This window comes from Rhodoferax sp. AJA081-3, from assembly GCF_017798165.1.
In the GTDB taxonomy this organism is placed as follows: Bacteria; Pseudomonadota; Gammaproteobacteria; order Burkholderiales; family Burkholderiaceae_C; genus Allorhodoferax.
Genome location: NZ_CP059068.1, coordinates 895,664 through 920,148, shown reverse-complemented (window position 1 = coordinate 920,148; position 24,485 = coordinate 895,664). Strand labels below are relative to the sequence as shown.

General features: G+C 62.3%; 22 protein-coding genes. 20 read left to right on the top strand and 2 right to left on the bottom strand.

From position 1 onward, the window contains the following. Position 1: 1 nt before the first annotated feature. The 19 genes from HZ993_RS04285 (at position 2) to HZ993_RS04195 (ending at position 19,560) form a co-directional block, all read left to right on the top strand. A complete protein-coding gene (locus HZ993_RS04285; RefSeq protein ID WP_209396036.1) occupies positions 2–859 on the top strand; it encodes an ABC transporter substrate-binding protein in 858 nt (285 codons plus the stop codon). Next, a complete protein-coding gene (locus HZ993_RS04280) occupies positions 856–1,449 on the top strand; it encodes a bifunctional adenosylcobinamide kinase/adenosylcobinamide-phosphate guanylyltransferase (protein WP_209396035.1) in 594 nt (197 codons plus the stop codon). The genes HZ993_RS04285 and HZ993_RS04280 overlap by 4 nt, the downstream gene beginning before the upstream one ends. 2 nt (positions 1,450–1,451) lie before the next feature. Then, positions 1,452–2,357 carry an ABC transporter substrate-binding protein gene (locus HZ993_RS04275; RefSeq protein ID WP_209398257.1) on the top strand — a complete coding sequence of 302 codons (906 nt, stop codon included), beginning with the start codon at positions 1,452–1,454 and terminating at the stop codon, positions 2,355–2,357. After that, a complete protein-coding gene (locus tag HZ993_RS04270) occupies positions 2,354–3,436 on the top strand; it encodes an iron ABC transporter permease (protein WP_209396034.1) in 1,083 nt (360 codons plus the stop codon). The genes HZ993_RS04275 and HZ993_RS04270 overlap by 4 nt, the downstream gene beginning before the upstream one ends. Beyond that, the gene (locus HZ993_RS04265) at positions 3,433–4,236 is read left to right on the top strand and encodes an ABC transporter ATP-binding protein (RefSeq protein ID WP_209396033.1); all 804 of its coding nucleotides are present in this window, start codon (positions 3,433–3,435) and stop codon (positions 4,234–4,236) included. The genes HZ993_RS04270 and HZ993_RS04265 overlap by 4 nt, the downstream gene beginning before the upstream one ends. 166 nt (positions 4,237–4,402) lie before the next feature. Continuing rightward, positions 4,403–4,972, top strand: coding sequence for a cob(I)yrinic acid a,c-diamide adenosyltransferase (gene cobO, locus HZ993_RS04260; RefSeq protein ID WP_209396032.1), 570 nt, complete (start codon positions 4,403–4,405; stop codon positions 4,970–4,972). A gap of 21 nt (positions 4,973–4,993) precedes the next feature. Beyond that, on the top strand, positions 4,994–6,028 hold the full coding sequence (gene bioB / locus HZ993_RS04255; protein ID WP_209396031.1) for a biotin synthase BioB: 1,035 nt from the start codon (positions 4,994–4,996) through the stop codon (positions 6,026–6,028). Positions 6,029–6,035: 7 nt separating this feature from the next. Then, positions 6,036–7,034 (top strand): adenosylcobinamide-phosphate synthase CbiB, encoded by a 999-nt coding sequence (gene cbiB, locus HZ993_RS04250; protein ID WP_209396030.1) that lies wholly within the window; start codon positions 6,036–6,038, stop codon positions 7,032–7,034. Further along, entirely contained in the window at positions 7,031–8,071 is a 1,041-nt protein-coding gene (locus HZ993_RS04245) for an aminotransferase class I/II-fold pyridoxal phosphate-dependent enzyme (protein WP_209396029.1), read from the top strand. Before cbiB ends, HZ993_RS04245 begins: the two co-directional genes overlap by 4 nt. Continuing rightward, the gene (locus HZ993_RS04240) at positions 8,062–9,480 is read left to right on the top strand and encodes a hypothetical protein (protein ID WP_209396028.1); all 1,419 of its coding nucleotides are present in this window, start codon (positions 8,062–8,064) and stop codon (positions 9,478–9,480) included. Before HZ993_RS04245 ends, HZ993_RS04240 begins: the two co-directional genes overlap by 10 nt. A gap of 9 nt (positions 9,481–9,489) precedes the next feature. After that, entirely contained in the window at positions 9,490–9,969 is a 480-nt protein-coding gene (locus HZ993_RS04235) for a putative toxin-antitoxin system toxin component, PIN family (RefSeq protein ID WP_209396027.1), read from the top strand. Position 9,970: 1 nt separating this feature from the next. After that, positions 9,971–10,225 (top strand): toxin-antitoxin system HicB family antitoxin, encoded by a 255-nt coding sequence (locus HZ993_RS04230; protein ID WP_209396026.1) that lies wholly within the window; start codon positions 9,971–9,973, stop codon positions 10,223–10,225. Positions 10,226–10,323: 98 nt separating this feature from the next. Next, complete coding sequence (locus tag HZ993_RS04225) at positions 10,324–11,937, top strand: cobyric acid synthase (RefSeq protein ID WP_209396025.1); 1,614 nt, start codon at positions 10,324–10,326, stop codon at positions 11,935–11,937. Beyond that, the gene (locus HZ993_RS04220) at positions 11,934–15,179 is read left to right on the top strand and encodes a transglycosylase domain-containing protein (RefSeq protein WP_209396024.1); all 3,246 of its coding nucleotides are present in this window, start codon (positions 11,934–11,936) and stop codon (positions 15,177–15,179) included. Before HZ993_RS04225 ends, HZ993_RS04220 begins: the two co-directional genes overlap by 4 nt. Before the next feature lie 36 nt (positions 15,180–15,215). Beyond that, entirely contained in the window at positions 15,216–16,304 is a 1,089-nt protein-coding gene (gene cobT / locus HZ993_RS04215) for a nicotinate-nucleotide--dimethylbenzimidazole phosphoribosyltransferase (RefSeq protein ID WP_209396023.1), read from the top strand. A gap of 23 nt (positions 16,305–16,327) precedes the next feature. Beyond that, positions 16,328–17,170 (top strand): adenosylcobinamide-GDP ribazoletransferase, encoded by an 843-nt coding sequence (locus HZ993_RS04210; RefSeq protein WP_209396022.1) that lies wholly within the window; start codon positions 16,328–16,330, stop codon positions 17,168–17,170. Then, on the top strand, positions 17,167–17,712 hold the full coding sequence (locus HZ993_RS04205; RefSeq protein ID WP_209396021.1) for a histidine phosphatase family protein: 546 nt from the start codon (positions 17,167–17,169) through the stop codon (positions 17,710–17,712). The genes HZ993_RS04210 and HZ993_RS04205 overlap by 4 nt, the downstream gene beginning before the upstream one ends. A gap of 45 nt (positions 17,713–17,757) precedes the next feature. Beyond that, entirely contained in the window at positions 17,758–18,627 is an 870-nt protein-coding gene (locus HZ993_RS04200; protein WP_209396020.1) for a matrixin family metalloprotease, read from the top strand. Positions 18,628–18,699: 72 nt separating this feature from the next. Next, entirely contained in the window at positions 18,700–19,560 is an 861-nt protein-coding gene (locus HZ993_RS04195) for a matrixin family metalloprotease (RefSeq protein WP_209396019.1), read from the top strand. A gap of 9 nt (positions 19,561–19,569) precedes the next feature. Here the strand turns inward: HZ993_RS04195 and HZ993_RS04190 are convergent, their stop codons facing one another. Then, positions 19,570–20,910, bottom strand: a complete 1,341-nt coding sequence (locus tag HZ993_RS04190) for a TAXI family TRAP transporter solute-binding subunit (RefSeq protein WP_209396018.1) — start codon at positions 20,908–20,910, stop codon at positions 19,570–19,572. Between the two features lie 6 nt (positions 20,911–20,916). Then, positions 20,917–21,561 carry an endonuclease III gene (gene nth, locus HZ993_RS04185; RefSeq protein WP_209396017.1) on the bottom strand — a complete coding sequence of 215 codons (645 nt, stop codon included), beginning with the start codon at positions 21,559–21,561 and terminating at the stop codon, positions 20,917–20,919. A gap of 506 nt (positions 21,562–22,067) precedes the next feature. On the opposite strand from nth, the gene HZ993_RS04180 reads away from it, so the two are divergent. Further along, positions 22,068–24,485, top strand: coding sequence for an MCP four helix bundle domain-containing protein (locus HZ993_RS04180; protein WP_209396016.1), 2,418 nt, complete (start codon positions 22,068–22,070; stop codon positions 24,483–24,485).

Genomic DNA, 24,485 nt, shown 5'->3' with positions numbered 1-24,485 from the left:
CATGGACGACAACGACATGCTCAACTTTTCACTAGGCCCGCAGCGCATCGTCTGCCTGACCGAAGAGACAACCGAATGGCTGTACCTGCTGGGGCAAGAGGCGCGCATCGTCGGCATCTCGGGCTACACCGTGCGGCCCAAGCGCGCGCGGGAAGAAAAACCCAAGGTCAGCGCATTTCTCAGCGCCAAGATCGACAAGATCCTGGACCTGCGGCCGGATTGCGTGCTGGGCTTCTCGGATTTGCAGGCTGATATCGCATCTGAGCTGGTGCGCAGGGGTGTGCAGGTCACCATCTTCAACCAGCGCAGCGTGGCCGAGATTTTTTCCATGCTGTACCAGGTGGCTGCAATAGTGGGCGAGGCGGAGCAGGGCATGCAGCGTATTGAGGCCATGCAGGCTGACCTGCGCGCCATGCAGGCCACGGTGGCGGCGCGTGTGGCAGCCGGAGCCCGGCGGCCCAAGGTGTTTTTTGAAGAGTGGGACACGCCGCATATCAGCGCCATACGCTGGGTGTCGGAGCTGATGGCGATTGCCGGAGGTGACGATTGTTTTGCCGAGCTGTCGCTGGAGTCGCTGGGCAAGAACCGCATCATTGCCGACGGTGCCGAGATCGTCCGGCGCAACCCGGACATTGTTTTGGGTTCGTGGTGCGGCAAGAAATTCCGGCCCGAGAACGTGGTGGCACGGGAAGGCTGGAGTGCAGTAAACGCGGTTCGCGACGCGCAGTTGTATGAAATCAAATCGCCCGACATCCTGCAGCCGGGCCCCGCCGCGCTGACCGATGGGGTGACCAAGATGCACAAAATCATCATGCAATGGATGGATGCTCAGGCGAGCGGCGTGGGGTCTGCGCCATGAGCGCACTCACCGTCGCCAAAAGCGAATTCATCCTGGGCGGTCAGCGCAGCGGCAAGTCGCGCCGTGCCGAGATGCTGGCCCGCACCTGGCTGGACCAGTCGGACACACACCGTGCCGTGCTGATTGCCACCGCCCAACCCTGGGACGACGAGATGCGTCAACGCATCACCCGCCACCAGGCCGACCGCGCCCTGCGGGTGCCGGGCATGGCTACGGTGGAAGAGCCTCTGGCACTCGCCGAGGCCATTTCCGCGCACAGCAAGCCCCACACGTTGGTGGTGGTCGATTGCCTAACGCTGTGGCTGACCAATGTGCTGATGCCCGTCCAGCCAGAAGGCTTGGAGCAAAATATGCCTCTAGCCCCCGAAGAATATGCCCGTAGCGCTTCACTTTTGATAGCAATTCAGGACAGCCCTGGCCCCGTGGTGCTGGTCGGCAACGAGATCGGCCTGGGTGTGATCCCTATGGGGCGCGAGGTGCGTGCCTTTGTCGATGCCCTGGGCCGCCTGAACCAGGATGTGGCCAGTGTGTGCCAGCGTGTGACCCTGATGGCGGCCGGCCTGCCTTTGGTTTTGAAAGCCTCTCCATGATGATGACGAAGCGTTTTTCCATGCTCAAACTTCTGGCCAGCGCGGTGCTGCTGGCCTGCACCGCGCTGCACGCCGCCCAGGTTATTGACGACCGGGGCGTGACTGTGACGCTGCCGGCCGCACCCCAGCGCATTGTCAGCATCTTGCCGTCGCTGACTGAGACCGTGTGTGAGCTGGGCCACTGCGCCCGCCTGGTCGGTGTGGACCGTTATTCCAACTACCCCGACAGCGTGCAGAAGTTGCCGGTGGTCGGCGGCGGGCTGGACCCTAACGTGGAAGCCATCGTGGCCCTGCGTCCCGATGTGGTGCTGATGGCCAAGTCTTCCCGCGTGGGCGACCGGCTGGAGGCCCTGGGTATCAAGGTGGTGGCGCTGGAACCCAAGAGCCATGCCGACGTGCAGCGTGTGATGCTAAAGATTGGTCAATTGCTGGAAGTGCAGGACGCGCAACGCATCTGGCGCGCCATCGATGCCGGTGTGTCAGCGGCTGCCCAGTCGATTCCGGCCAACGTGCGGGGTGCCCGCGTCTACTTTGAAGTGAATCAGGGGCCGTATGCGGCGGGTGAGGTTTCCTTCATTGGCGAGACGCTGACGCGCCTGGGCGCGAAGAATATCGTACCGGCCAAGCTGGGGCCGTTTCCCAAGCTGAATCCCGAATACATCGTGCGCGCCAACCCCGACCTGATCATGATTGGCCAGCGCAGCGCCGATGGCCTGCAGCAGCGTCCCGGCTGGCAAAACATCCGTGCACTGCGTGAGCAACGCCTGTGCATCTTTCCGTCGGAAGAGGCCAATGTGCTGGTGCGACCCGGGCCGCGCATGGCAGAAGGCGCGCGCCTGATGGCGAAATGTTTGGAGAGTAAAGCCCCAAATACAAGCGCGCTGGCCATGGACAAGTCCAAGCCATGATGCAGTCACGTGTTCGCTGGATGCTGTGGGTGTCTGTGGTCGGTGCCGTGGCGCTCACCGCCTTGGGTATTTGTGTCGGCAGTGTCGGGTTCGAGAACCTGCTGCAGCCGCTGCTGAATCCGACGCTGGACCCCGACCGCACGGTCATGGCCAAACAAATCGTGTGGGAGATACGCCTGCCGCGTACCTTGGGCGCCTGGGCGGCCGGTGCCTTGTTGGGGCTGGCCGGTGCGGTGGCACAGGGGCTGTTTCGCAATCCGCTGGCCGACCCGTATTTGCTGGGCAGTGCATCCGGCGCGTCCCTGGGCGTTGCGCTGGCACTAGCCGCCATGGGTGGGGGCGCCGGGATGTTGGGCGGTGCTGGAAACATGATGAACAGCGGTGTGGCGGTCAGCGTGTTTTCCAGCAGCCTGTGGGTGCGCCTGGGTCTCACTGGTGCGGCCTTTGCAGGGGCTGTGCTGGCGATTCTGTTGACTCTGGTTTTGTCACGCGGCGTCAGCCATACGCTGCGCCTGCTGCTGGCCGGTGTGGTGGTGGGTGCGGTGTTGGGCGCGGTCACGCACCTGGTGCTGATGTTGTCACCCGATTCGCTGCAGGCCATGTGGGCCTTTATGTTGGGCTCTACGGCGTTTGTGGGCTGGGTGTCGGTGTCCGTGATGGTGATTGCCTGGGTGGTCAGCGTTATCGCCGCCTGGCTGCTGGCCCGTGTGCTGGACGGGCTGAGCCTGGGCGACGCCACCGCACAGAGCCTGGGTCTGGCCGTGGTGCCCATGCGCGCGGCGCTGGTGGCCGTACTGGCCCTGGCTACGGGTACTGCGGTGGCGCAGACCGGGCTGATCGCCTTTGTCGGCCTGGCAGCGCCGCACCTGGTGCGATCTGTGTTGAAGACCACACACGGCCAGCTGATACTGCTGGCCAGCCTGGTCGGTGGAGTGCTGCTGATGGCCGCCGACACACTGGCCCGCTGGCTGATTGCGCCGCAAGAATTGCCGGTGGGTGTGCTGACCGCGGTGCTGGGCGGCGGTTACCTGCTGTGGCTGATGCACCGCGGCCCGGCCAAGGTGGGGAGCGCGTTATGACAACGACCCTGCGCAAGACTGGGGCCGTGGCGCTGAAGGCAGACGCCGTCCACGCATCCATGGGCAGCGGGCCCAGCAAAACAGCCGTGTTGCACGGCCTGTCGCTGGAAATCGCGGCAGGGCAGTGGACCAGCATCGTCGGGCCCAATGGCGCCGGCAAGTCTACGCTGCTGAAGACATTGGCAGGCGTGTTGCCGCATACCGGCACGGTGTCGCTGTGGGACGCTCCGCTGGCTAGTGTGCCGCTGCGTGAACGCGCCCGGCAAATGGCGTGGCTGGGCCAGAACGAAACTTCGGCCGATGACCTGACCGTGTGGGATGTGGCCATGCTGGGCCGCTTGCCGCACCAGGCCTGGTTGGCACCGGCCAGCGCGGCCGATGAAGCCGCCGTCGAACAGGCGCTGCGCGCCACCCAGGCTTGGGACTGGCGCTGCCGTGCGCTGGGTCAGCTATCGGGTGGTGAGCGCCAGCGTGTGTTGTTGGCCCGTGCCTTGGCCGTGCAGGCCCAGGTGTTGCTGATGGACGAACCCCTGGCGAATCTGGACCCGCCGCACCAGGCCGATTGGTTGGCGGTGGTGGAGGCGTTGGTAGAGCAGGGCAATACCGTAGTTAGTGTGTTGCATGAGATTGGTATGGCTTTGCATGCGGACCGTGTGGTGGTGATGGCGCAAGGACGTTTGCTGCACCATGGGGCCAGCGGTGACGCTGAGACCCACCGGGCATTGATTGACGTGTTTGACCAGCGGATCTCTATTCATTCGATTGAGGGGCAATGGGTGGCGTTGCCTAAGAACAAATGACTTTCTTGCTTTTGTCGCGCTTTTTGTGCTCGCCGATGAGACCGGGGTGGGCGTTCTGCTCCGTGTCCCCCGCCCGCTGTGCGGGCTCCTCCTTTACCTGCGCAGAACGCCCACCCCGGTCTCCTCGGGGCCTGTGCACTCTTGAAGCTTAGTTACAGAAAAACCTATGCAAATCGAAACACCACCTTCTGTCAAACCGTATGAAAAAGCCGAGGGCGAGCGCCGCGGCATCGTCATCGTTAACACCGGTGACGGTAAGGGCAAAAGCACGGCTGCCTTTGGGCTCGCGCTGCGTGCGCATGGGCGCGGCAAGGCGGTCAAGATTTTTCAGTTCATGAAGGTGCCTTCGGCCCGCTTTGGGGAGCACCGCATGTTTGAGCAGATTGGCATACCCATCGAAGGTCTGGGTGACGGCTTCAGCTGGAAGAGTCAGGACCTGGAACACTCGGCCCAACTGGCGCGCGATGGCTGGCAGAAGGCCAAGGCCGCCATCCTGAGTGGCGACTATTTCATGGTCACGCTGGACGAAATCACGTACCCGCTGATCTACGGCTGGATGCCGCTGGACGATGTGCTGGAGACACTTAAAACCCGACCCAGCCATGTGCACGTGGTGCTGACGGGGCGGCGCTGCCCGCCTGAGATAATCGAACTGGCCGATACCGTGACCGAAATGCAGATGGTCAAGCACGCTTTTAAGGCGGGCATCCCTGCACAGCGCGGAATCGAAGACTGAAAAAATACAAAGACGACGAACATGACCCAGGTAGACGCCCCCATCCAAAAGCCAGTAACCTTCCACGCCCCGCACAAGTCCCCCAAAGCGCGCCACGCCGTGGCACAACGCGTCTGGACCGTTGCCGAAATCCAAGCCCTGCTGGAGCTGCCGTTCAACGACCTGATGTTCCAGGCGCAGACGGTGCACCGTGCCAACTTCGACCCCAATATGGTCGAACTGGCCACGCTCTTGTCCGTCAAGACCGGCGGCTGCCCTGAGGACTGCGGTTATTGCCCGCAGTCTGTCCACTTTGACACCGGCGTCGAGGCTGGCAAGCTGATGGGTGTAGAGGCCGTGCGCGAAGCTGCGCTGGCCGCCAAGGCCGCGGGTGCGACCCGTTTCTGCATGGGCGCAGCCTGGCGCGCGCCCAAGGATCGCGACATTAAGGCGGTGGCCGAGCTGGTCAAGACCGTCAAGGCGTGCGGGCTGGAATCCTGCGCCACGCTGGGCATGCTGAACGACGGCCATGCCGAGACCCTGCGTGATGCGGGCCTGGACTACTACAACCACAACCTGGACAGCGCGCCCGACTTTTACGGCGACATCATCACCACCCGCGACTACCAGGACCGCCTAGACACGTTGACCCGTGTGCGCAATGCCGGCGTCAGCGTCTGCTGCGGCGGCATCGTGGGCATGGGCGAATCGCGGCTGCAGCGCGCCGGCCTCATAGCTGAGCTGGCCAACCTGTCGCCATACCCGGAGTCCGTGCCCATCAACCACCTGGTGAAGGTGGAAGGCACGCCGCTGGCCGACCAACCCGATCTGGACCCGCTGGAATTTGTGCGCACCATCGCCGTGGCCCGCATCACCATGCCCAAGGCGCGTGTGCGTCTGTCCGCTGGCCGCCAGGGCATGGGCGAGGCCGTGCAGGCCCTGTGTTTTGTGGCCGGCGCCAACTCCATCTTTTATGGCGACAAGCTGCTGACCACGCCCAACCCGGCCGGCAATTCCGATCTGGATTTGTTGGCCCGCCTGGGCCTGAAGACAGGCCAGCCCCAGCCACGCGACTGATTGATTGATGGACACGCTGGTTCCAGCCCTGGCTGTGCTGGTGGCCTTGGCCGTGGACCGCTGGCTGGGTGAGCCGCCTGTGCGCTGGCACCCCGTGGTGTGGATGGGCAACTACCTGGGCTGGGCAGGGCGCCACGTGCAGGCCCACACCCAACAAGACTTGCCTGCGGCCCAAGACCTTAAGGCATTTTGGCTCGGAGCCCTCGCGTGGATTGGTGGTGGTGCTCTCATTTTGATAGTTTTTTCAGGTTTGCAAATCGGTGTGGTGTGGCTGTGCGACCTGTGCGGCTGGGTCGTATCGGGGCTGCTGCTGGGCCTGTTGCTCAAACCCCTGCTGGCCTGGGCGTTGCTGAAAAGCGAAGTGTTGGCCGTGGAGCACGCGCTTAGCAATCCGTACAGCGGGTCACTGGAATCGGGCCGTGAACGCCTGCGCTATCTGGTCAGCCGCGATGTCACCACGCTCAGCGAAACGCAGGTGCGCGAAAGTGCCATCGAGACGCTGGCCGAAAACCTCAACGATTCTGTCATCGCGCCGCTGTTCTGGTTTGCGCTCTTGGGCCTGCCGGGCGCGGCACTGTTCCGTTTTGCCAACACTGCCGACGCCATGTGGGGCTACCCCGGCCTTTACCCCAATGACAGCCAGGGCCGCAACTGGGCCTGGGCCGGCAAATGGGCGGCGCGGGCCGATGATGTACTCGCTTGGGTGCCGGCGCGCATCACCGCCTTGTTGCTGGTGGCGGTGACCGGTGCCGTGCAGATGAAGCGGCTGCGTGCAGAGGCCACTCGCAGCCCATCGCCCAATAGCGGCTGGCCCATGGCCGCCATGGCGCTGGCACTGGGTGTGCGCCTGGGCAAACCGGGAGGGTATGTGCTCAATGGTGAGGCCCCTGCACCGCAGGCGCAGGACACGTCCCGGGCCATACGGTATGCATCAAATGTGCTTCTAGCCCCCGTCGGTATTGCCTCAATAGCTATTATTTTTGTAGTGTTAAGGGCAGCGCCTTGAATAAGCTGCCACGCATCCATGGTGGTCCGGACGGGCAGGGCGCGCCGCTGCACGACTTCTCCACCAACAGCAATGCCTGTGGCCCTTGTCCGCTGGCTTTGGCAGCCGTACAGCAAGCCGATGCCACGCGTTACCCCGACCCTGGTTACACCGATCTGCGCCGGCGCCTGGCCGATTTTTACGGCGTGGACGCTGGGCGCATCCTGCTGGCAGGCAGTGCCAGCGAGTGCATTTTTCGCACCACCGCCTGGGTGCGGCAGCAGGGTGACAACACGGTCAGTCTGCCAGCCCATGCCTATGGCGACTACGCCCATGCTGCGCAGGCCTGGGGCTTGCGGGTGGTGGCCAGCCCCGACGATGCGGACTTGGCGTGGGCTTGCGAACCCTCTAGCCCGCTGGGGCAAAACCATGGCCCCTGGCCCGCGTGGCTGCAGGGCGATGCTGCGCATGCCGCCAGTACAGACCAGGTCCTCGTTGTGGACTGCGCGTATGCACCCCTGCGGCTGGACGGTGCCCCCAGCCTGGGTAATGCACAACGCCAGCGGGTCTGGCAACTGTTTTCCCCGAACAAGGCCTTGGGCCTTACCGGTGTGCGTGCGGCCTTTGCCATTGCGCCTCTGGGTGCCGAGGCCGCGGTTGCGCAACTGGACGCGCTGGCGCCGTCTTGGGTGCTGGGCGCGCACGGCGTGGCCATGCTGCAGGCGTGGACACAAGCTGCCACGCAAGACTGGTTGTTGACCAGCCTGCACAGCTTGCGTGGCTGGAAGGCCAGCCAGGTGGCGCTGCTGCAAGGTCTGGGCTGGACGGTGCTGCCCAGCGATACACCCTACTTTTGCGCCCGTCCGCCGCAAGGCGTGGACGTGCCCGCGCTCTGCGAGGCCCTGCGCGCCCGGGGCATCAAGCTGCGCGATGCGGCGTCCTTTGGGCTGCCCGGCCATGTGCGCCTGGGTGTGCTGCCGCCTGCTGCCCAACAGGCTTTGGCGGATGCACTGCAGTCCCTGTCTCCCAGCAAAGTGGTGGAGGGTGCGTGCTTCTGATACTTTTCTTCGGCCTACCCGTGCTGCTGGCGACTCTGGTTCCACGCCAATGGGCCGCGCCACTGCTGGCCACGCTGGCCGTGGTCTGGGGGGTACTGTGCATATATTTCAGCCGCATGCACGGCGAAACTGCCGACGTGATGGGCATGTTCTTGCTGACGGCCCTTCTGCAACTGATGCTGCTGATTCTGGGGCTGCGGTACCTGTTTGCGTGGCGCAAGCAGCCGCTGGAGGTGTCTGGTCGCAGTTACTACTGGGCGCGGGTCTATCTGTGGGGGGTGGCGGGTTTGGTAGGGGCGGTGTTTCTGGCGGCGTTTTTGGTGCAGGTCTGCAACGCGTTATTCCATGCGGGCTGGATCACACACAGTGCGGTTGCGCTGCTGGCAGTGGCCTGGTGGGTGCTGAGCCCTCGCGCTTGGCGTGGTGCGTCCATGCACACGGCGGTGCCTTTGCACCCCGCCAGTGTGGTGCGCTGGGTTGGTGCCGTGGCGATCACGCTGGCCTTGGCTTGGTCTGTGTATTCCGCCCAGCGGGTTGCACATGTGGCGCAGGTGGCGGCGGGTGGGCAAGCTTATTGCCTGCTGTCTGCCACCGAGCAAGGCTTGCAGCCCGTCAACAGTGTGCTGGATCTGGCCGGGTTCTCCATGCAGGCCGGCCGCGGTGCCATGCGGCATGCGCAACTGGCTACTGGTACGGTACAGGCTCCGGTTTGGAGCTACTGGTCGTACCGCGAAGCAGGGTTCGTGTCCGAATCCAGGGGCGGTGTGTTGACCTGTGTGCCGCAAGCGGACTATGCCGCTAAGCTGCCATGGTGGGGCAAGCGCCAGGTATCGGGCGTGGGGGCGCAGAGCCCTGACTCCGTGTTCTGGTTGGCCGGTGGGCAGTGGCGCATACCCGCGGGTTATGCGGGCCAGGCGGGTGACAAGCCGGCCAGCCTGCAGTTCTACGCCCACGGCAAAGACTTTGGTCCACCCCCGGGGTCATTGGTACGCCATGGGCCGCAACCCTGGGCACAAATCGCCCAGAACGTGACTGTCACCCTGTGTGCGCCGGAGAACATCCACCCTTGGTACCAGCCGGGCGATGCCAAGCACCAGGTCCGCACCGTGAACAACGTGCACGGACTGGAGCGGCAGGAGATCGTGACCGCGGCCAACCAGGTTCCGCGCATGCAGTATGTTGAGAAGGATGCCGCCAGCGGCGCGCCACTGAGCTGGATGGCCTGTGATGGCCCGAACGCGAGTTGCCACCACGCCTTTGTACGGGATGGCATGCGTGTGGAGTTTATGCAGGCTGCCGCCGATTTGCCCCATTGGAAAAGTCTGCAAGATGCCCTGTGGCTGCGGATTCAATCTTTCGCAGTAAGCAGGCCCGACACCGCCCTGCGCCGCTGTGCGCATCAGCCCTGATCACCACCGGTGTCTGCAAGCGTTGGCAAGGTGCAGCTGGAATGGTATAATGGTTATATGGGTGTAACCATTAAAGTTGTTTTTGATACATCGTTGCTGGTGTCAGCTGCGCGCTCGCGCAACGGCGCTAGCTTTGCGCTGATCGCTTCGTTACCGCATCCCAAGTTCCAAATATGCCTTTCCGTGGCGGTTTATACCGAATGGCAAGCCGTTATGACGCGGGCAGAGCACTTGCCGCCCGGGTTGGACGCCGATGCTGCAATGGGCTTTGTGCGGTATTTGGCATCTCTGGCGCATTTGCAAGACATTCACTTTTTGTGGCGTCCTTTTTTGAAAGATCCAGATGACGACATGGTGCTGGAGTGTGCGGTGGCCGCAGGGTGCCAATACATCGTGACGCATAACGTTAAAGACTTTCGCCGTAGTGAACAGCTGGGTGTGCAAGCGATCACGCCCGGTGATTTTTTGAACCTTTTGAAGGAGCAATGACATGACAGCATTGACCATTCGTTTACCCAACTCAGTGCACGAGAGCATTAAGGCGCTGGCGCGCAAAGACGGCATTTCGGTGAACCAGTTCATTGCCAGCGCGGCGGCGGAAAAGATGGCGTCGTTCCAGACGCTGGATTACCTGCGGCAAGAAGCCGCTTTGGGAAAGCGCGAGCACTTTGATGCATTTTTAAATGCGGTACCCAATGTTGCGGCGCTGCCCGGCGATGAAATCGTCAAAGCTGGAAAAAAGTAGGCTGCGTGCCCGAATAGCAGACAACAGATAAGAAATCACCAAATGTATCTTGCAGAATTACGCGAAGACAACGTCTATCTAAAGAACGCAACATCCGCATGACCGCCCGTTGTGTGATGGTGCTGGGTACGACCAGCGGCGCCGGCAAGAGCTGGCTGACCACCGCCCTATGCCGCTACTACGCGCGCCAGGGCCTTAGGGTCGCGCCGTTCAAGGCGCAGAACATGAGCAACAACGCCCGTGTGGTCGCTTCTGACAACGGCCAGGGCGAGATCGGTAGCGCCCAATACTTCCAGGCCCTTGCATCCAATGCCGTACCTGATGTACGCATGAACCCCTTGTTGCTGAAACCCGAGCGCGACACCCACAGCCAGGTGGTGCTGATGGGCCAGGTCAGTGCCGAGTTGACGGCCTTGCCCTGGCGCGGCCGCAGCCTTCTGGTCTGGCCGCAAATCGCCGCGGCGCTGGATGCCCTGTGTGCCGAGAACGATGTGGTGGTGGTCGAGGGCGCGGGCTCTCCGGCCGAGATCAACCTCTCCAGCAGCGATATCGTCAACATGCGTGTCGCCAAGCATTGCAATGCCGCCTGTCTGCTGGTGACTGACATCGACCGCGGTGGTGCCTTTGCCCACCTGTACGGTACCTGGGCCTTGTTGCCAGAGGACGAGCGGGCCTTGATCAAGGGTTTTGTGCTGAACAAGTTCCGCGGTGATGCCACCTTGCTGGCGCCGGCGCCGCAGATGCTGCAGGATTTAACCGGTATTCCCACCGTGGCCACGCTGCCTATGTGGTGGCACCATGGGCTGCCGGAAGAAGATGGTGTCTTTGATGACCGCAGTGTGGCCAAGGGGGCGGTGGAACTGACCGTGGCCGTGGTGGCCTATCCGCGCATCAGCAATCTGGATGAGTTCCAGCCGCTGAAGAACATTCCGGGTTTGCGTCTGCAGTGGGTACGTAGCCCCAGCGAACTTGCCAGCCTCAAGCCGACAGACTGGATCATCCTGCCGGGCTCCAAACACACCAGTGGTGATCTGGCCTGGCTGCGCGCGCAGGGGCTGGATGCGGCGGTGGCGCAGCATGCCGGGCGGGGTGGGGCGGTGTTGGGGGTCTGCGGCGGTTTGCAGATGCTGGGGGAGGCGCTGATTGATACCCATGGCATTGATGGCAATGCACCCGGTTTGGGGTTGTTGCCGTTGGTGACGGTGTTTGCGGAGGACAAGACGGTTAGGCATACAACGACGCGGTTTGCTGATGATTTTTCCGCGCACGCTGATGGGCTTTCGCACACCGAAGGGGCCCGGGCTGGGGGCCTCATGGTGCCAAACGCGCACAAATCGGCCCCCAGCCCGGGCCCCTCCGGCTTGGGCGCTGGTGCGCCATCGCTGTCGCCTTGGGCAACCCTTGCTGGCGTGTCGGTCAGCGGTTACGAGATCCACCATGGTCAAACGCAGCAGCATGTGGCCATGGCAGCGGCGGGGGATGTGGCGCGCGTCGTGTTGCCGGATGGTCTGGGTTGGCAAAACGCAACGGGCAATGTGATGGGTGTGTATTTGCACGGTTTGTTTGAGGATGCGCAAGTGTTGCAGGCATTGTTTGGCGCTAAGCTCAATGGACCGGTGCCCACTTTGGACACCGTTTTTGATGGTCTGGCGGATTACATCGAACAACACTTTGCACCCCAGCTGCTGGAGCGCCTCATTGCCCGGGTATGAGTAAAAAAACGCATTGGCGCCACCCTAACACCTACCTGCATGCGGTGCGTTCGCTGGGCCGCAGGGCGGCTGGTGCTGCGGGTTACCGCGACAAAAAGCGCCCGCGTGCCCCACAGCCGGTAGCGACACCATTGCCGCCGTATGGCGCGACTGCCAGCGCGGGGCCGACCTTGAACAAAGCGCCGTTCACCACGCGGCGTGTCATCGTCTGGTTTGTACTGCTGGTGCTGCTGGCTTTGCTGGTCATCGTGGGGCAGTTGGCCTGGCACGAAATGCGCACCTCGCAATGGCAGGCCAAGTATTTTGCCGAATGGGCTGGGCGTATGGGCTTTGCGCTGCAGCCCGGTCCCACTCCGGCCGCAGCAGTGCGTTACCCGGCTGATGGACCTTATGACCAGCGCATGGGTTATTCCAATATGCCGGACTATCTGGGCCGGCTGCAGGCAAAGGATTTTCAGATCAGCGCCCAGGCGCGCATGACACCGGCCATGGTGGATAGCATTGATGAGGGCCTGTTTGCACCCTACCGCGAGAAGACGCAGCAGGGTCTGTCGGTGTATGACTGCCGCAAGCAGCCGCTGTTTGCCGTGCAGTACCCGGAGCGCAGCTACCCCAGCTTTGCACAAACCCCGGCGCTGCTGGTCAAGAGTTTGTTGTTCATCGAAAACCGGGAGCTGCTGGACCCACGTTACCCGCTGCGCAACCCGGCGGTGGAATGGAGTCGCCTGGGCCGCGCCCTGTTTGAACACGTGGGCCAGGTTTTTGGTGCCGATGGCCGCACGCCCGGTGGAAGCACACTGGCGACCCAGATCGAAAAGTACCGGCATTCGCCCGATGGGCGCACGGCCTCGTTACACGACAAGCTGCGCCAGATGGCATCGGCCACGGTGCGGGCTTATCAACCAGGCCAGGACACTACTGCGGCGCGCCAGCAGCTGGTGCTGGACTACCTCAACACGGTGCCCCTGTCCGCACGCCCCGGTTTTGGCGAGGTGAATGGCATGGGGGACGGCCTGTGGGTCTGGTACGGGCGCGATTTTGAGCAGGCGACTGCGCTGCTGCATGCGGCCGCTGCGGCCGCACAGCCGACGGCCGAGCAGGCCTTGGCCTACAAACAGGCACTGAGCCTGGTCATTGCGCAGCGGCGACCGTCCTATTACCTGGCCGACCCCCAGAGTGACCTGGAAGATCTGACCGATAGCCACCTGCGCCTGTTGGCCAGCCAAGAGGTGATTTCTGACGCGCTGCGCGACGCGGCCTTGGCGGTCAAGCTGGGCGACAGGAGCCAGGCACCCGTGCCGGCTCCCGCTCCATCGTTCGTCAGCCGCAAGGCCTCCACCGCCATCCGCAGCCAGTTGCTGGGACTGCTGGGTGTGCCCAATTTTTACAGCCTGGACCGGCTGGACCTGGGCGCGGTCAGCACGTTGGACGGTCAGACGCAAGAGGCCGTGACCACGGTGCTGCGCCAGTTGCGCGACGCCGAGGTGGCCAAGGCAGCCGGTTTGACGGGCAAGGGTCTGCTGGGCAATGGCGACCCGGCCCAGGTGGTCTACAGCTTTACTCTGCTGGAGCGCGGTGAAGACACCAACTACCTGCGCTTGCAGACCGACAACTACGACCAGCCGCTGGACATCAATGCCGGTGCCAAGCTGGACCTGGGCTCTACCGCCAAGCTGCGCACGCTGGTGACCTACCTGGACATCATGGCCGGCCTGCACCAGCGCTACAGCGCCATGGACGCCGCCGCGCGTGGGCAGGTGGTGCTGGACCCCAAGGACAAACTCTCGCGCTGGGTGCTGGACTACCTGGGACAAAACCCATCTGCCGATCTGCCGACGCTGTTGCAGGCCGCGCTGGATCGCAAATACTCCGCCAACCCGGATGAAAGCTTCTACACCGGCGGTGGCTTACACACCTTTAATAACTTTAAACGCGAGGACAACAACCGTATCGTGACCGTGCGTGAGGGCCTGCGCCACTCGGTAAACCTTGTTTTTGTGCGCCTGCTGCGCGACGTGGTGCACCACTACATGTTCCAGGTGCCGGGCTCGTCTGCCACACTGCTGCAAGATGGCAAGGACCCACGGCGCGCAGACTACCTGAGCCGTTTTGCCGACCGCGAAGGCAAGGAGTTCATCAACCGCTTTGTCGCCAAGTACCAGGGCAAGACGGCCGAGCAGGCGCAGGAATTGCTACTGCACAACGTGCGGCCCACACCGGTGCGCCTGAGCAGCATCTTCCGCACCATTGCCCCTACGGCCACACAGGCGCAATTGGGCGCTTTCCTGAAAGAAAACCTGCCCGAGGGGCGTGAGGTGACGGCCGAGCGCCTGGCCGTGCTGTACACGCAGTATGGGCCCGAGAAGATGTCGCTGGCCGACCGGGGCTACAGCGCCAGTGTCCACCCGCTGGAACTGTGGGTGGTGGCTTATCTGCGTGCCAACCCCGGCGCTACGCAGGCCCAGATGGTGGCCGCCAGCGCAGCCGAACGCCAGGTGGTCTACCAGTGGCTGTTTGCCAGCAAACTCAAACCCGCGCAGGACAAACGCATCCTGAGCCTGCTGGAGGTGGAGGGTTTTCTGGAGATCCACCGCCAGTGGAAACGCATGGGTTACCCGTTCGGCTCGCTGGTGCCATCGTATGCCACGGCACTGGGCGCGTCGGCTGACCGCCCCGCGGCACTGGCGGAGCTCATGGGCATCATCGTCAACGGTGGCCTGCGCAAGCCTACGCAGCGTATCGCGGCGCTGCACTTTGCGTCCAGCACGCCGTACGAAGCTGTGTTGCAACACCACAGTGGCGCGAGTGAACAGGTGCTGGCACCCGAGGTGGCCCAGGCCGCGCTGGGCGCGGTGCGTGATGTGGTGGACGAGGGCACGGCCCGGCGTGTCAAGAATGTCTTCAAGCGCGTGGATGGCACGGTCATGGCAGTGGGCGGAAAAACCGGCACCGGCGACCACCGGTACGAGACCTTTGGCGGCCAGGGCCAACTGCTGGATTCGCGCGTGGTCAGCCGTTCGGCCACCTTTGTTTTTAATATCGGTGAACGTTTCTTTGGCAGCATCACCGCCTATGTGTACGGCCCGCAGGCGGCCGATTACGATTTCACCAGCGCCTTGCCGGTGCAACTGCTGAAGGTTTTGTCGCCCACACTGATGCCGCTGATGGACCCTGCCGGCTACCCCAGTGCCGCGGCGCAGCCGTGTAGCAACTGGGCCGGTGTTGCGCCGCCTGCGCCCTGATTTTTTCTGTCCTCCATTCTTTACCTGTCCCACACCATGAACACTCCCATCCCCCAACTGGCCGATATCCACGACGCTGCCTTGACCCAGGCCCTGCAAACCACACTCAACAACAAGACCAAGCCCTTGGGGTCCCTGGGCCGTATCGAAGACCTGGCCTTGCAGATCGGCCAGATCCTAGGCACGGAGCAGCCGGTGCTGGAGCAGCCGCAAATGGTGGTGTTTGCCGGTGACCATGGTCTGACCGCGCGCGGCGTGTCGGCCTTTCCCAGCGATGTGACATGGCAGATGGTGGAGAACTTTCTGGCCGGTGGTGCGGCCGTCAGTGTGTTGGCGCTGCAAAACGGCATTGCGCTGACGGTGGTGGACTGCGGTGTCAAACACGACTTTCTGGCCGGCCTGGCGGCGGGCACGCAGCGCCCAGGTTTGCAAGTGCGCAAGGCCCAAGGGGCAGAGCAGGGCACGGCAGACTCATCCGCACAGGCCGCCATGACTGCTGCCCAGTGTGGGGAGGCCCTGCAGCACGGCGTGGACCTGGTCAAAGGCCTGCCCGGCAATGCGCTGCTGCTGGGCGAAATGGGCATTGGCAATACGTCGGCCGCATCTTTGCTGCTCGCGCGTCTGGCGGGGCTGGACATTGCGCAATGCACCGGCGCGGGCACCGGCTTGGACGCACCTGCCGTGCTGCGCAAGACTGAGGTGCTGCGCGAAGTGCTGGCCCGCCATGCAGATGCCAAGGCCCCGCTGGATGTATTGGCCGCGTTGGGTGGTTTTGAGATTGCAACCATGGTGGGCGCCGTGTTACAGGCCGCGGCCGAACGCCGTGTCATCGTGGTCGATGGTTTTATCGCCACAAGTGCCGTGCTGGTGGCCCACGCCTTGCAGCCACTGGTGCTGCAGCGCTGCATCTTTGCCCACCGCTCCGGCGAACGCGGCCACGAGTTCATGCTGCAGCACCTGGGCGTGCGGGCTCTGCTGGACCTGGGCCTGCGCCTGGGCGAGGGTTCTGGCGCGGCACTGGCCTGGCCGCTGCTGTTGTCCAGCTGCGCCATCCTGAGCGACATGGCCAGCTTTGCGTCGGCCGGTGTGTCAGAAAAGTCTGACGCACCCGCGCACACGGCCTGATCCCTGCACCAACAATCCACCCCATGGTCCAGACCGTTCGCCACTTCCTGCTGGCTATCCAGTTCTTCACCCGCATCCCGGTGACGGGGCGGCTGGCGGACTGGGTGGGTTACAGCCCGGCCATGCTGCGCGCCAGCGCCGCGCATTTTCCGGGTGTGGGTGTGGTTGTCGGACTGCTGGTGGCGGCACTGACCGCCGTGTTGTTGGCCTGCCTGCCACCCAGCCCGTTTACGCCGCTGGTCGCGGCCGTGCTGGGCACGGTGCTCAGTGTGATGGTCACCGGCGGTTTCCACGAAGACGGCCTGGCCGATGTGGCCGACGGCCTGGGTGGCAGCAGCGACCGCGAGCGGGCCCTGGTCATCATGAAAGACTCGCGTGTGGGCGCCTTTGGTGTGCTGGCCGTGGTGCTGGCCCTGCTGGCCAAGGTGTCGCTGTTGGCTTTGATTGGTTCGGAAAGCCCGCCGTGGATGTTGCTGGGCATCTTTGCGGCCCATGTGGTGTCGCGCACCTGGCCGCTGTTATTGATCCGGCTGATGCCCCATGTGGGGGATGCGGCGGGGTCCAAGTCCAAACCCCTGGCGGACCAGATCAGCACCGGTAGTCTGGTGGCGGCAGGCATTTGGTGTTTTGTTGCTCTAGCCCCCGTATTTGCTGCATTGGTTGCTATGAATATAGGAGTTATTGGGTCCGGGGCGTGGGCGGCACTGCTGCCATTGGCTGTCGCGCTGCTGGCCTCTGGCCTGGCCTTTGTCTACATGGGCCGCCTGCTGTGGCGCCGCCTGCAGGGTTTCACCGGTGATGGCCTAGGCGCCACGCAGCAGGTGTGTGAGATCGCCTTCTACCTGGGCCTGGCCCTGGCCATATGAAGCTCTGGCTGGTGCGCCACGCCCAACCGCTGGTGGAGGCCGGCATGTGTTATGGCGCCAGCGACATCGCTGCAGACCCCGCGGCCACACAGCAGGCTGCACAGGGCCTGGCCGCCGTATTGCCGCAGGGTGTCTGCGTGGTGTCGTCACCGCTACAAAGATGTGAGCAGCTCACTGAGGTTCTACGGGGGCTACGGCCTGATTTGACTTATAGGCATGATGCCAGACTGGTGGAGATGGACTTCGGCCAATGGGAGGGCCAACGCTGGGACAGCATCCCCCGCGCCGAGCTGGACGGCTGGACCGCCGCCTTTGACACCTGGCGCTGCGGCAGCGCCGAGAGCGTGGCCGACGTCATGCGCCGCGTGGGCGCCGTGTGGGACGAAACCCGGGCCTTGCAGCAACCCACGGTGTGGATCACCCATGCAGGGGTCATTCGCGCGGCCACGCTGTTGGCGCAAGGGCAGCGGCAAATACGCAATGCCAGCGCATGGCCAAAGACCGCTCCCGCGTGGGGAGAATGGCAGCAGTTGGACCTGTAGGCCGTGCTAGCATCGCGCCTTTCGTTCTGACAGGGAGAGCGCAAAATGCGCAAAATAATAACCACTGCGGTGCTGCTCGTGTGCGCCGTTTCCAGCCATGCCAATGACCACAAGGCAAGGGTCATGCCCGACGACCGGGAAACCCCGAACTACGTCCTGGGCACTACCCAACAAAAATGGCCTCTCGGCGTGGTCTTGTGGTACTACAACCCCACCAGCCAGCCTGCTAGTCTGAGCACCGAAACGGTGGTCAATGCGATCAAGGTTGCGGCCGATCGCTGGAGTGGCATGTGCAACGTCCGTTTTCGCTATATGGGCACCACAACGAACCGGCCTTACGGTGGCGAAGACTCCTTTGCGGTTGACCGTCGCAACGTGGTGGGATGGGACCTGCTCAAAGGCGAGGACAGTGATGCGGCGGCCATTACCTATTCGTGGTCAAACAGCGGCGTACTGCTGGACGCGGACATCGCCATCAACACCGACATGCCGATTCCGTGGACGGCTCAGCGGCTCGACGGTGTGCTGACGCACGAGATCGGGCATATGGTCGGCATCAAGCATTCGAACACCGTGGACTCCGTGATGTCGGCTGACCCGTACAACAGCTTTGCCTACATGCGCGTGTTGCGAGGTGATGATGCCAAGGGTTGTGCTGCCTTGTATGGCGCAGCCGATACCGCAACTTCCAACCGGACCTTCAATTGGGCCGAAGAAGCCTACCCCGAGTTCATCGCGCCCGGCCCCTCGGTGTCGGGCACGTTTGAAGGCTACTACTACCGCTACTACCCGGGCACCAACACCTACCTGGGCAGCCGCAACGGCACGGTGTACTTCATGGGGCCTACCGGGCTCATCTACGACGTGGGTACCCTGGACTACTACTCGCCCTGGGTCACCAGCTGGGGGTACTAGGCGGTCAGTGTGGCCATGGCGCGGTGGAGATATTTGCCCAATAATGGGTTTACCTCTTTCCAATACCGTGTTATGCGCCACCTGAACTGTTTCATCCTGCTGTTGGCGGCGGCGGCCAGTCATGCGCAGGACTTCAAGAGCTCCCCACTGCATGGTGAGCGAGAAAGTCCGCAGTACGTGCTGGGCTCGTCCTTCCAGTCGTGGGCGGGTGGCCAGATCAACTGGTACTACAACCCGCTCAACCAGCCCTCCAATCTGTCCACCACTGAGGTGGTAGCAGCCATACAGCGTGCGGCGACTCGCTGGAGCGGCATGTGCCGGGTGACGTTCAACTACCTGGGTCTCACGTCTACCTTGCCCAACCTGGATGGCCCTGCGTCCTCCGTGGACCAGGTCAACGTTTTCGGCTGGGGCCTGCTGCAAGGTGACAACGCACCCTATTCGGCGGTGACCAAGAGCTGGTGGATAGGTTCAAGTTACATCGACGCCGACATCGTGATGAACACTGCGCAGTTCTGGACCATGACTGAGCTGGAGGGCATCATGACACACGAGATCGGCCATGCGCTGGGCCTGAGCCACTCGGATGTGCCGGCCTCGGTGATGTATGCCAGCCCCTACCATTCGACCAGTTACATGATCACCCTGCGTGGTGATGACGCCAATGGCTGTGCCGTGTTGTATGGAACGGCCACCACCGCTGAATCCAACCGCGCCTTCAACTGGGCCGAGGCCGTGTATGCCCAATACCTGTCACCCAATGCTGCCGTGTCGGGCACGCTGGAGGGTTATTACTACCGCTACTACTCCGGCACCCGGAGTTATGTGGGCACGCGCAATGGTACGGTCTACTACATGGGCCCCGACGGCGTGATTCAGAACATGGGCAGCCTGGGCTCCTACTTCCTGCAGGTGCGCGGCGCGGGCTACTGAGCAGGCCGCCTACTGTCGCGCTGTGTTGTTGTTCTGCAGCAGTTTCTTGCGCACCAGCTGGATGTTGTTGCGCAGCGAATACAACTCATCGGTGTAGGACAGCGGCACCACAATCTTCTCAGCATGGCGGTCCATTTGGTTGAGTTCGTCCAGCAGGGGCGCGGTGTCCGTGCAGTCTTCGGCCCGTGCCTCCAGCGCGCGCAGTTGCGCGTACCAGCGGAAGATGCGCGAACGCACCCGGAACGCATACAGCGGCGGCACCACGCGCGACAGCGGCAGCAGCACCGCCAGAATAATACCCATGGCCAGCCACATGCGCTCCACCAGGTTGGCCACCCAGAAGGGCAGGTAACGCTGCAGCAGCGGCGCACCGCCCTGGATGCTGCGCTCGGCCTCCTGCGCCACCGGCAGCTCGTTGTTGTGCACATTGGGGTACTCGCGGGTCCGTTTGAACCAGCCGGCGCTGCCGTGTATGGTGTTGCCCGCCAGTGCGAACAATTGCAGCAGGGCCGGGTGGGTGCTGGCACGGGTCAGCAGCGTGGTGGTGGGGGCTACCAGGCGCACGTTGCTCGGTGGCACGTCGCTGGCCAGATCGACCACACCGCGCGGCAGCAGGACCGGGCTCAGGAAGGCAAAGCGGCGGGAGTAGGCCTCGTTCTGCGCAAAGTCCATCAGCTTGATACCCGGTGTTTGCAGCAGCATCTGCACCATCAGCGATTCGGGCGCGGATGCAAACACGATGGCGTCCAGATCACCGCCCAACAAGGCCACCGTGGCGGGCGTTTGCTCCAGCTCGGACAGCGTCAGTTTGCTCAGGTCCACCCGGTTGCTGTCCAACAGTTTGCGCACCAGGCTGGGCACGCCGCTGCCGGGTGTGCCCACGTTGACGCGCAGGCCATTGAGTTGTGTGAGTGATTCCAGGGTGTGGGGTGGTGTGGTGGTGGCCGGGGCCGCGGCCTCGCGGTAAAACAGCCACACCGGCTCCAGGAACAGGCTGCCCAAAGACTCCAGATCGGCATCGTCCGGCCCATCGGCCTCACGCGTGCCACCTTGCACAAACCCAAAATCGGCCTTGCCTTCGCGTAGCAGGCGCAGGTTGTCTGCCGAGCCTTCAGACGGCAGCAGTTCCACGGTGATGCCGTCCTTGGCCAGGAGTGTGGCGTAACGCTTGCCAAAGGCCTCGTACGCGCTTTGTTCCGGGCCGGTCGCCAGGGTCACGCGTTTGGGCGGGTTGGGGTCCAGCCACCAATAGGCCAGGGCCAGCAGTACCACCGCCAGGGCAACAAAGGGGCCGGCCGAGACCAACAGGTCGCGCAGGGACAACAGGGTGAAGCGTATGGATTGGGTCATCGCGGCTCAGTTCGCTGGTGCAGGCGTCTTATCGCCAAAGCCGCATTGGGCAAAAACACCGCATTGCCAGCACAGGGGTTTGCGGGCCTGGCACACATAACGGCCATGCAGTATCAGCCAGTGGTGGGCATCGACCATGTAAGGCGCGGGAATGCGTTTGAGCAATTGCTGCTCCACCTGCTCCGGCGTTTTGCCCGGGGCCAGCCCCGTCCGATTGCCTACGCGGAAAATGTGCGTGTCCACAGCCATGGTGGGTTCACCAAAGGCCACGTTCAGCACCACGTTCGCCGTCTTGCGGCCTACGCCGGGCAGGGCCTGCAGCTCCTCTCGGGTGCCGGGCACCTTGCCGCCGTGCAGGTCCACCAGCATGCGGCAGGTTTGCAGCAGGTGTTTGGATTTGCTGTGGTACAGGCCAATGGTCTTGATATACGACTCCAGTCCCTCCAGACCCAGATCCAGAATCGCCTGCGGTGTATTGGCCACGGGAAACAGCCTGCGCGTCGCCTTGTTGACCCCCACATCGGTAGCCTGCGCGCTCAACAACACAGCGGTGAGCAGCTCGAACACACTGGTGTATTCGAGCTCGGTTACCGGCATGGGGTTGGCGGCTTTCAGTGTGGCGAAGAAGGCTTCGATTTGGGCGGGCTTCATGGGTGCTCCGATGGTTTGACGACGGTTACTTGCGCAGCAGAGTAGGGCGCCGTGTCGTAGGATGAGGATCAGGTTTTATGGCCTCGGAGGCGACGTTGGAGTGCACCCGCCATGCAGGTGCGCGTCGTCCGGCGGATTGCCTACCGTCAACATGGCCAAGGAAGTTCCCAAGTTGCGTTCGATGCATTCATTGTACGAACGTGAATGCACTGAATGCCGTCGGCCGGGCGTCATGTCTACAGAGAATAGATGTGGCGTGATTATTGCTTTGACTCGATGGGTTGTCTTTCGCTTAGGCCATTGATGTTCCGCCTCCAGGCGGGCAGCCGCTGGCGCTATCTGTATGAGCAAAAAAATGGCAGCATTAGCACTAAACACGGCTATCCTGAACTCTTTTCATCGTCCAATATAGGAATCGCATGATGGAACCTGATACAACAAAAAAGTCGTTGGCAGTGGCATCTGATTCACGCTCAGAAGTTCAAATACCTCCTGAGAACCCGGCCTTGAACGCGCCGCGTGGCATGGCCCAGACGATGCGTGAGGCGATTGATGGCCTGTCGGTGCGCGCCAGCCTTGGGCTGGCTTTTGCCTGCGTGGTGACCGGTGCCGTGGTCATTGGCGGGTTTTCCCTATATCAGATGGGGAGGCTCAATGATTCCACCCGCATCATTTACGACCAGGAGTACACCGCAGGGCAAGCCGCCGAGCAGGTGCGCGGCAATGTGTTGCGTGCCAGCCGCGCGCAAACCCAGTTGTTGACCGCCAGCACGCCACAAGAACGCGAAGGTTTGGGTAAAGACATTGAGACCAGCTTGGCCGACGCGGATAAAAAGATCGCGGTCATTCAGGGACTGTCCAGCAGCGAAGAATCGGTCGCAACGACCAAACAGTTGGTTGAAATCCTTGCCAAGTGGTCTAAGCGCTTGCGCGAATACGTGAAGTTCGTCAAGGAGCAACCGCTGTCCTACTTGGAGATGGATGTTGGAGTCTCTTTGGAAGACGCTGGTTTGCTCAATGAAACCCGCAAGGTCGAAAAAATTGTCGACACGCTGGTGGCCCAGCGTGGCCAGTCGGCCAAGGCCACCCTGCAACAGACGGGTGAGATTTACAAGACCTCGGTGATATGGGTGATTGGTATCGTGTTGCTGCTGGTAGCCATGTCCATCGCCGTGGGAAGCTGGGTCATCGTGCGCTTGTTGCGCCAACTCGGCGGCGAGCCTGCCTATGCCAAATCCATTGCCAACCGCATTGCCGACGGCGATTTGACAATGGAGATCACACTGGCCCAGAACGACACACAGAGCCTGTTGTACTCCCTGCACGAAATGCAGGTCCGCTTGGCCGAGCGCACAGAGCAGCTTCGCCAGAAGACCAACGACATCAACGCCATGCTGCAGAATATGCCGCAGGGTGTGCTGACGGTGGTTAAAGGCGGGGTCATCCACCCCGAGTACTCCGCCTATATGGCGACTATTTTTGAGACCAACGATATCGCTGATCGGCCGGTGATGGAGCTGGTGTTCGGCGGCTCCAACCTTGGCGCCGACATACTGTCCCAGATCGAAACCACCATCGACTCCGTGATCGGTGAAGACGAGATGCAGTACGACTTCAACTCGCACTTGCTGGTTACCGATTTCGACCTGACGATGCCGGATGGGCGCGTGAAAGCGGTAGCGCTGAGCTGGTCGCCAATTTCTGACACCAGCGGCGTCGTCGATAAGCTCATGTTGTGCGTACGAGACGTGACCGAACTCAAGGCATTGGCAGCAGAGGCGGGACAGCAAAAACGCGAGCTCGACATCATTGGCCAAATTCTGGCCATCAGCCAAGAGAAATTCTCCGGGTTTATCGACGGCTCCGTCGAGTTCTTGGCTGAAAACAAGAAAATTATCGAAGACGTTGGCCCCACGCCCCAGGGCGCCCTTGATCCCGATACGGCCACCCAGTTGTTTCGCAACATGCATACCGTTAAAGGCAATGCGCGTACCTACGGCTTGCTGCACCTGACAAACATGGTTCACGAGGCTGAACAGAGCTACGAAGAACTGCGGCAGGACCCCGATGCGGTGTGGGACCAAGAAAAACTGCTTGGTGAATTGGCCAGAGCATCGGCTGCGATTGAAGAATACGCACATATCAACAAGGTCAAATTGGGCCGAACAGGTCCGGGGCGTCGCGCCGGTGTCGAGAAATACCTCATGGTGCAGAAGGTAGACATTCAAGACGCGCTGGATTTGATGGACGACTCTGTGCGTGGGAATGACTTGGAGGCCATGCGAGCAGCACACCTGCGGGTACATAACATGCTGAAAATGCTGGGCACCGTTCGCGTGCAGGAAGCGTTGGAGGGCATTGTGGAATCTCTACCCTCACTTGCCAAGGAGCTGTCCAAAGAGTCACCAATCGTCAGCATCGACGACCACAACATTGTGCTTCGTACACAGATTGCAGATTTGTTGAAGAACGTCTTCATGCACCTCTACCGCAACTCCATTGACCACGGTATTGAGGCGCCAGAGAAACGCCTGGCCAAGGGCAAGCCCGCAGCTGGCCACATCAACCTGGATGTGTCATTGGCAGACGGGCGCGTCGTGTTGAAGCTTGGTGACGACGGTGCTGGTCTGGCGGTTGATTTGATACGTCAAAGGGCTATTGAAAAGGGCCTCTTGGGTGCCGACCAGCAAGCCAGCCCCGAAGAAATTGCGCAACTGATCTTTGCCCCGGGCTTCTCCACTGCAGCAGTGGTGACCGAGGTGTCGGGCAGGGGTGTTGGTATGGACGCGGTCAAGAGCTTTGTCGAGCGCGAAGAGGGAACCATTGAATTGGTGTTCCGCAGTGCCGATACCGACAGTAGCTATCGAGCCTTTGATACGGTGATCAGCATGCCTGGCAAGTTTGCAGTTCAGGCGATAGCTTAG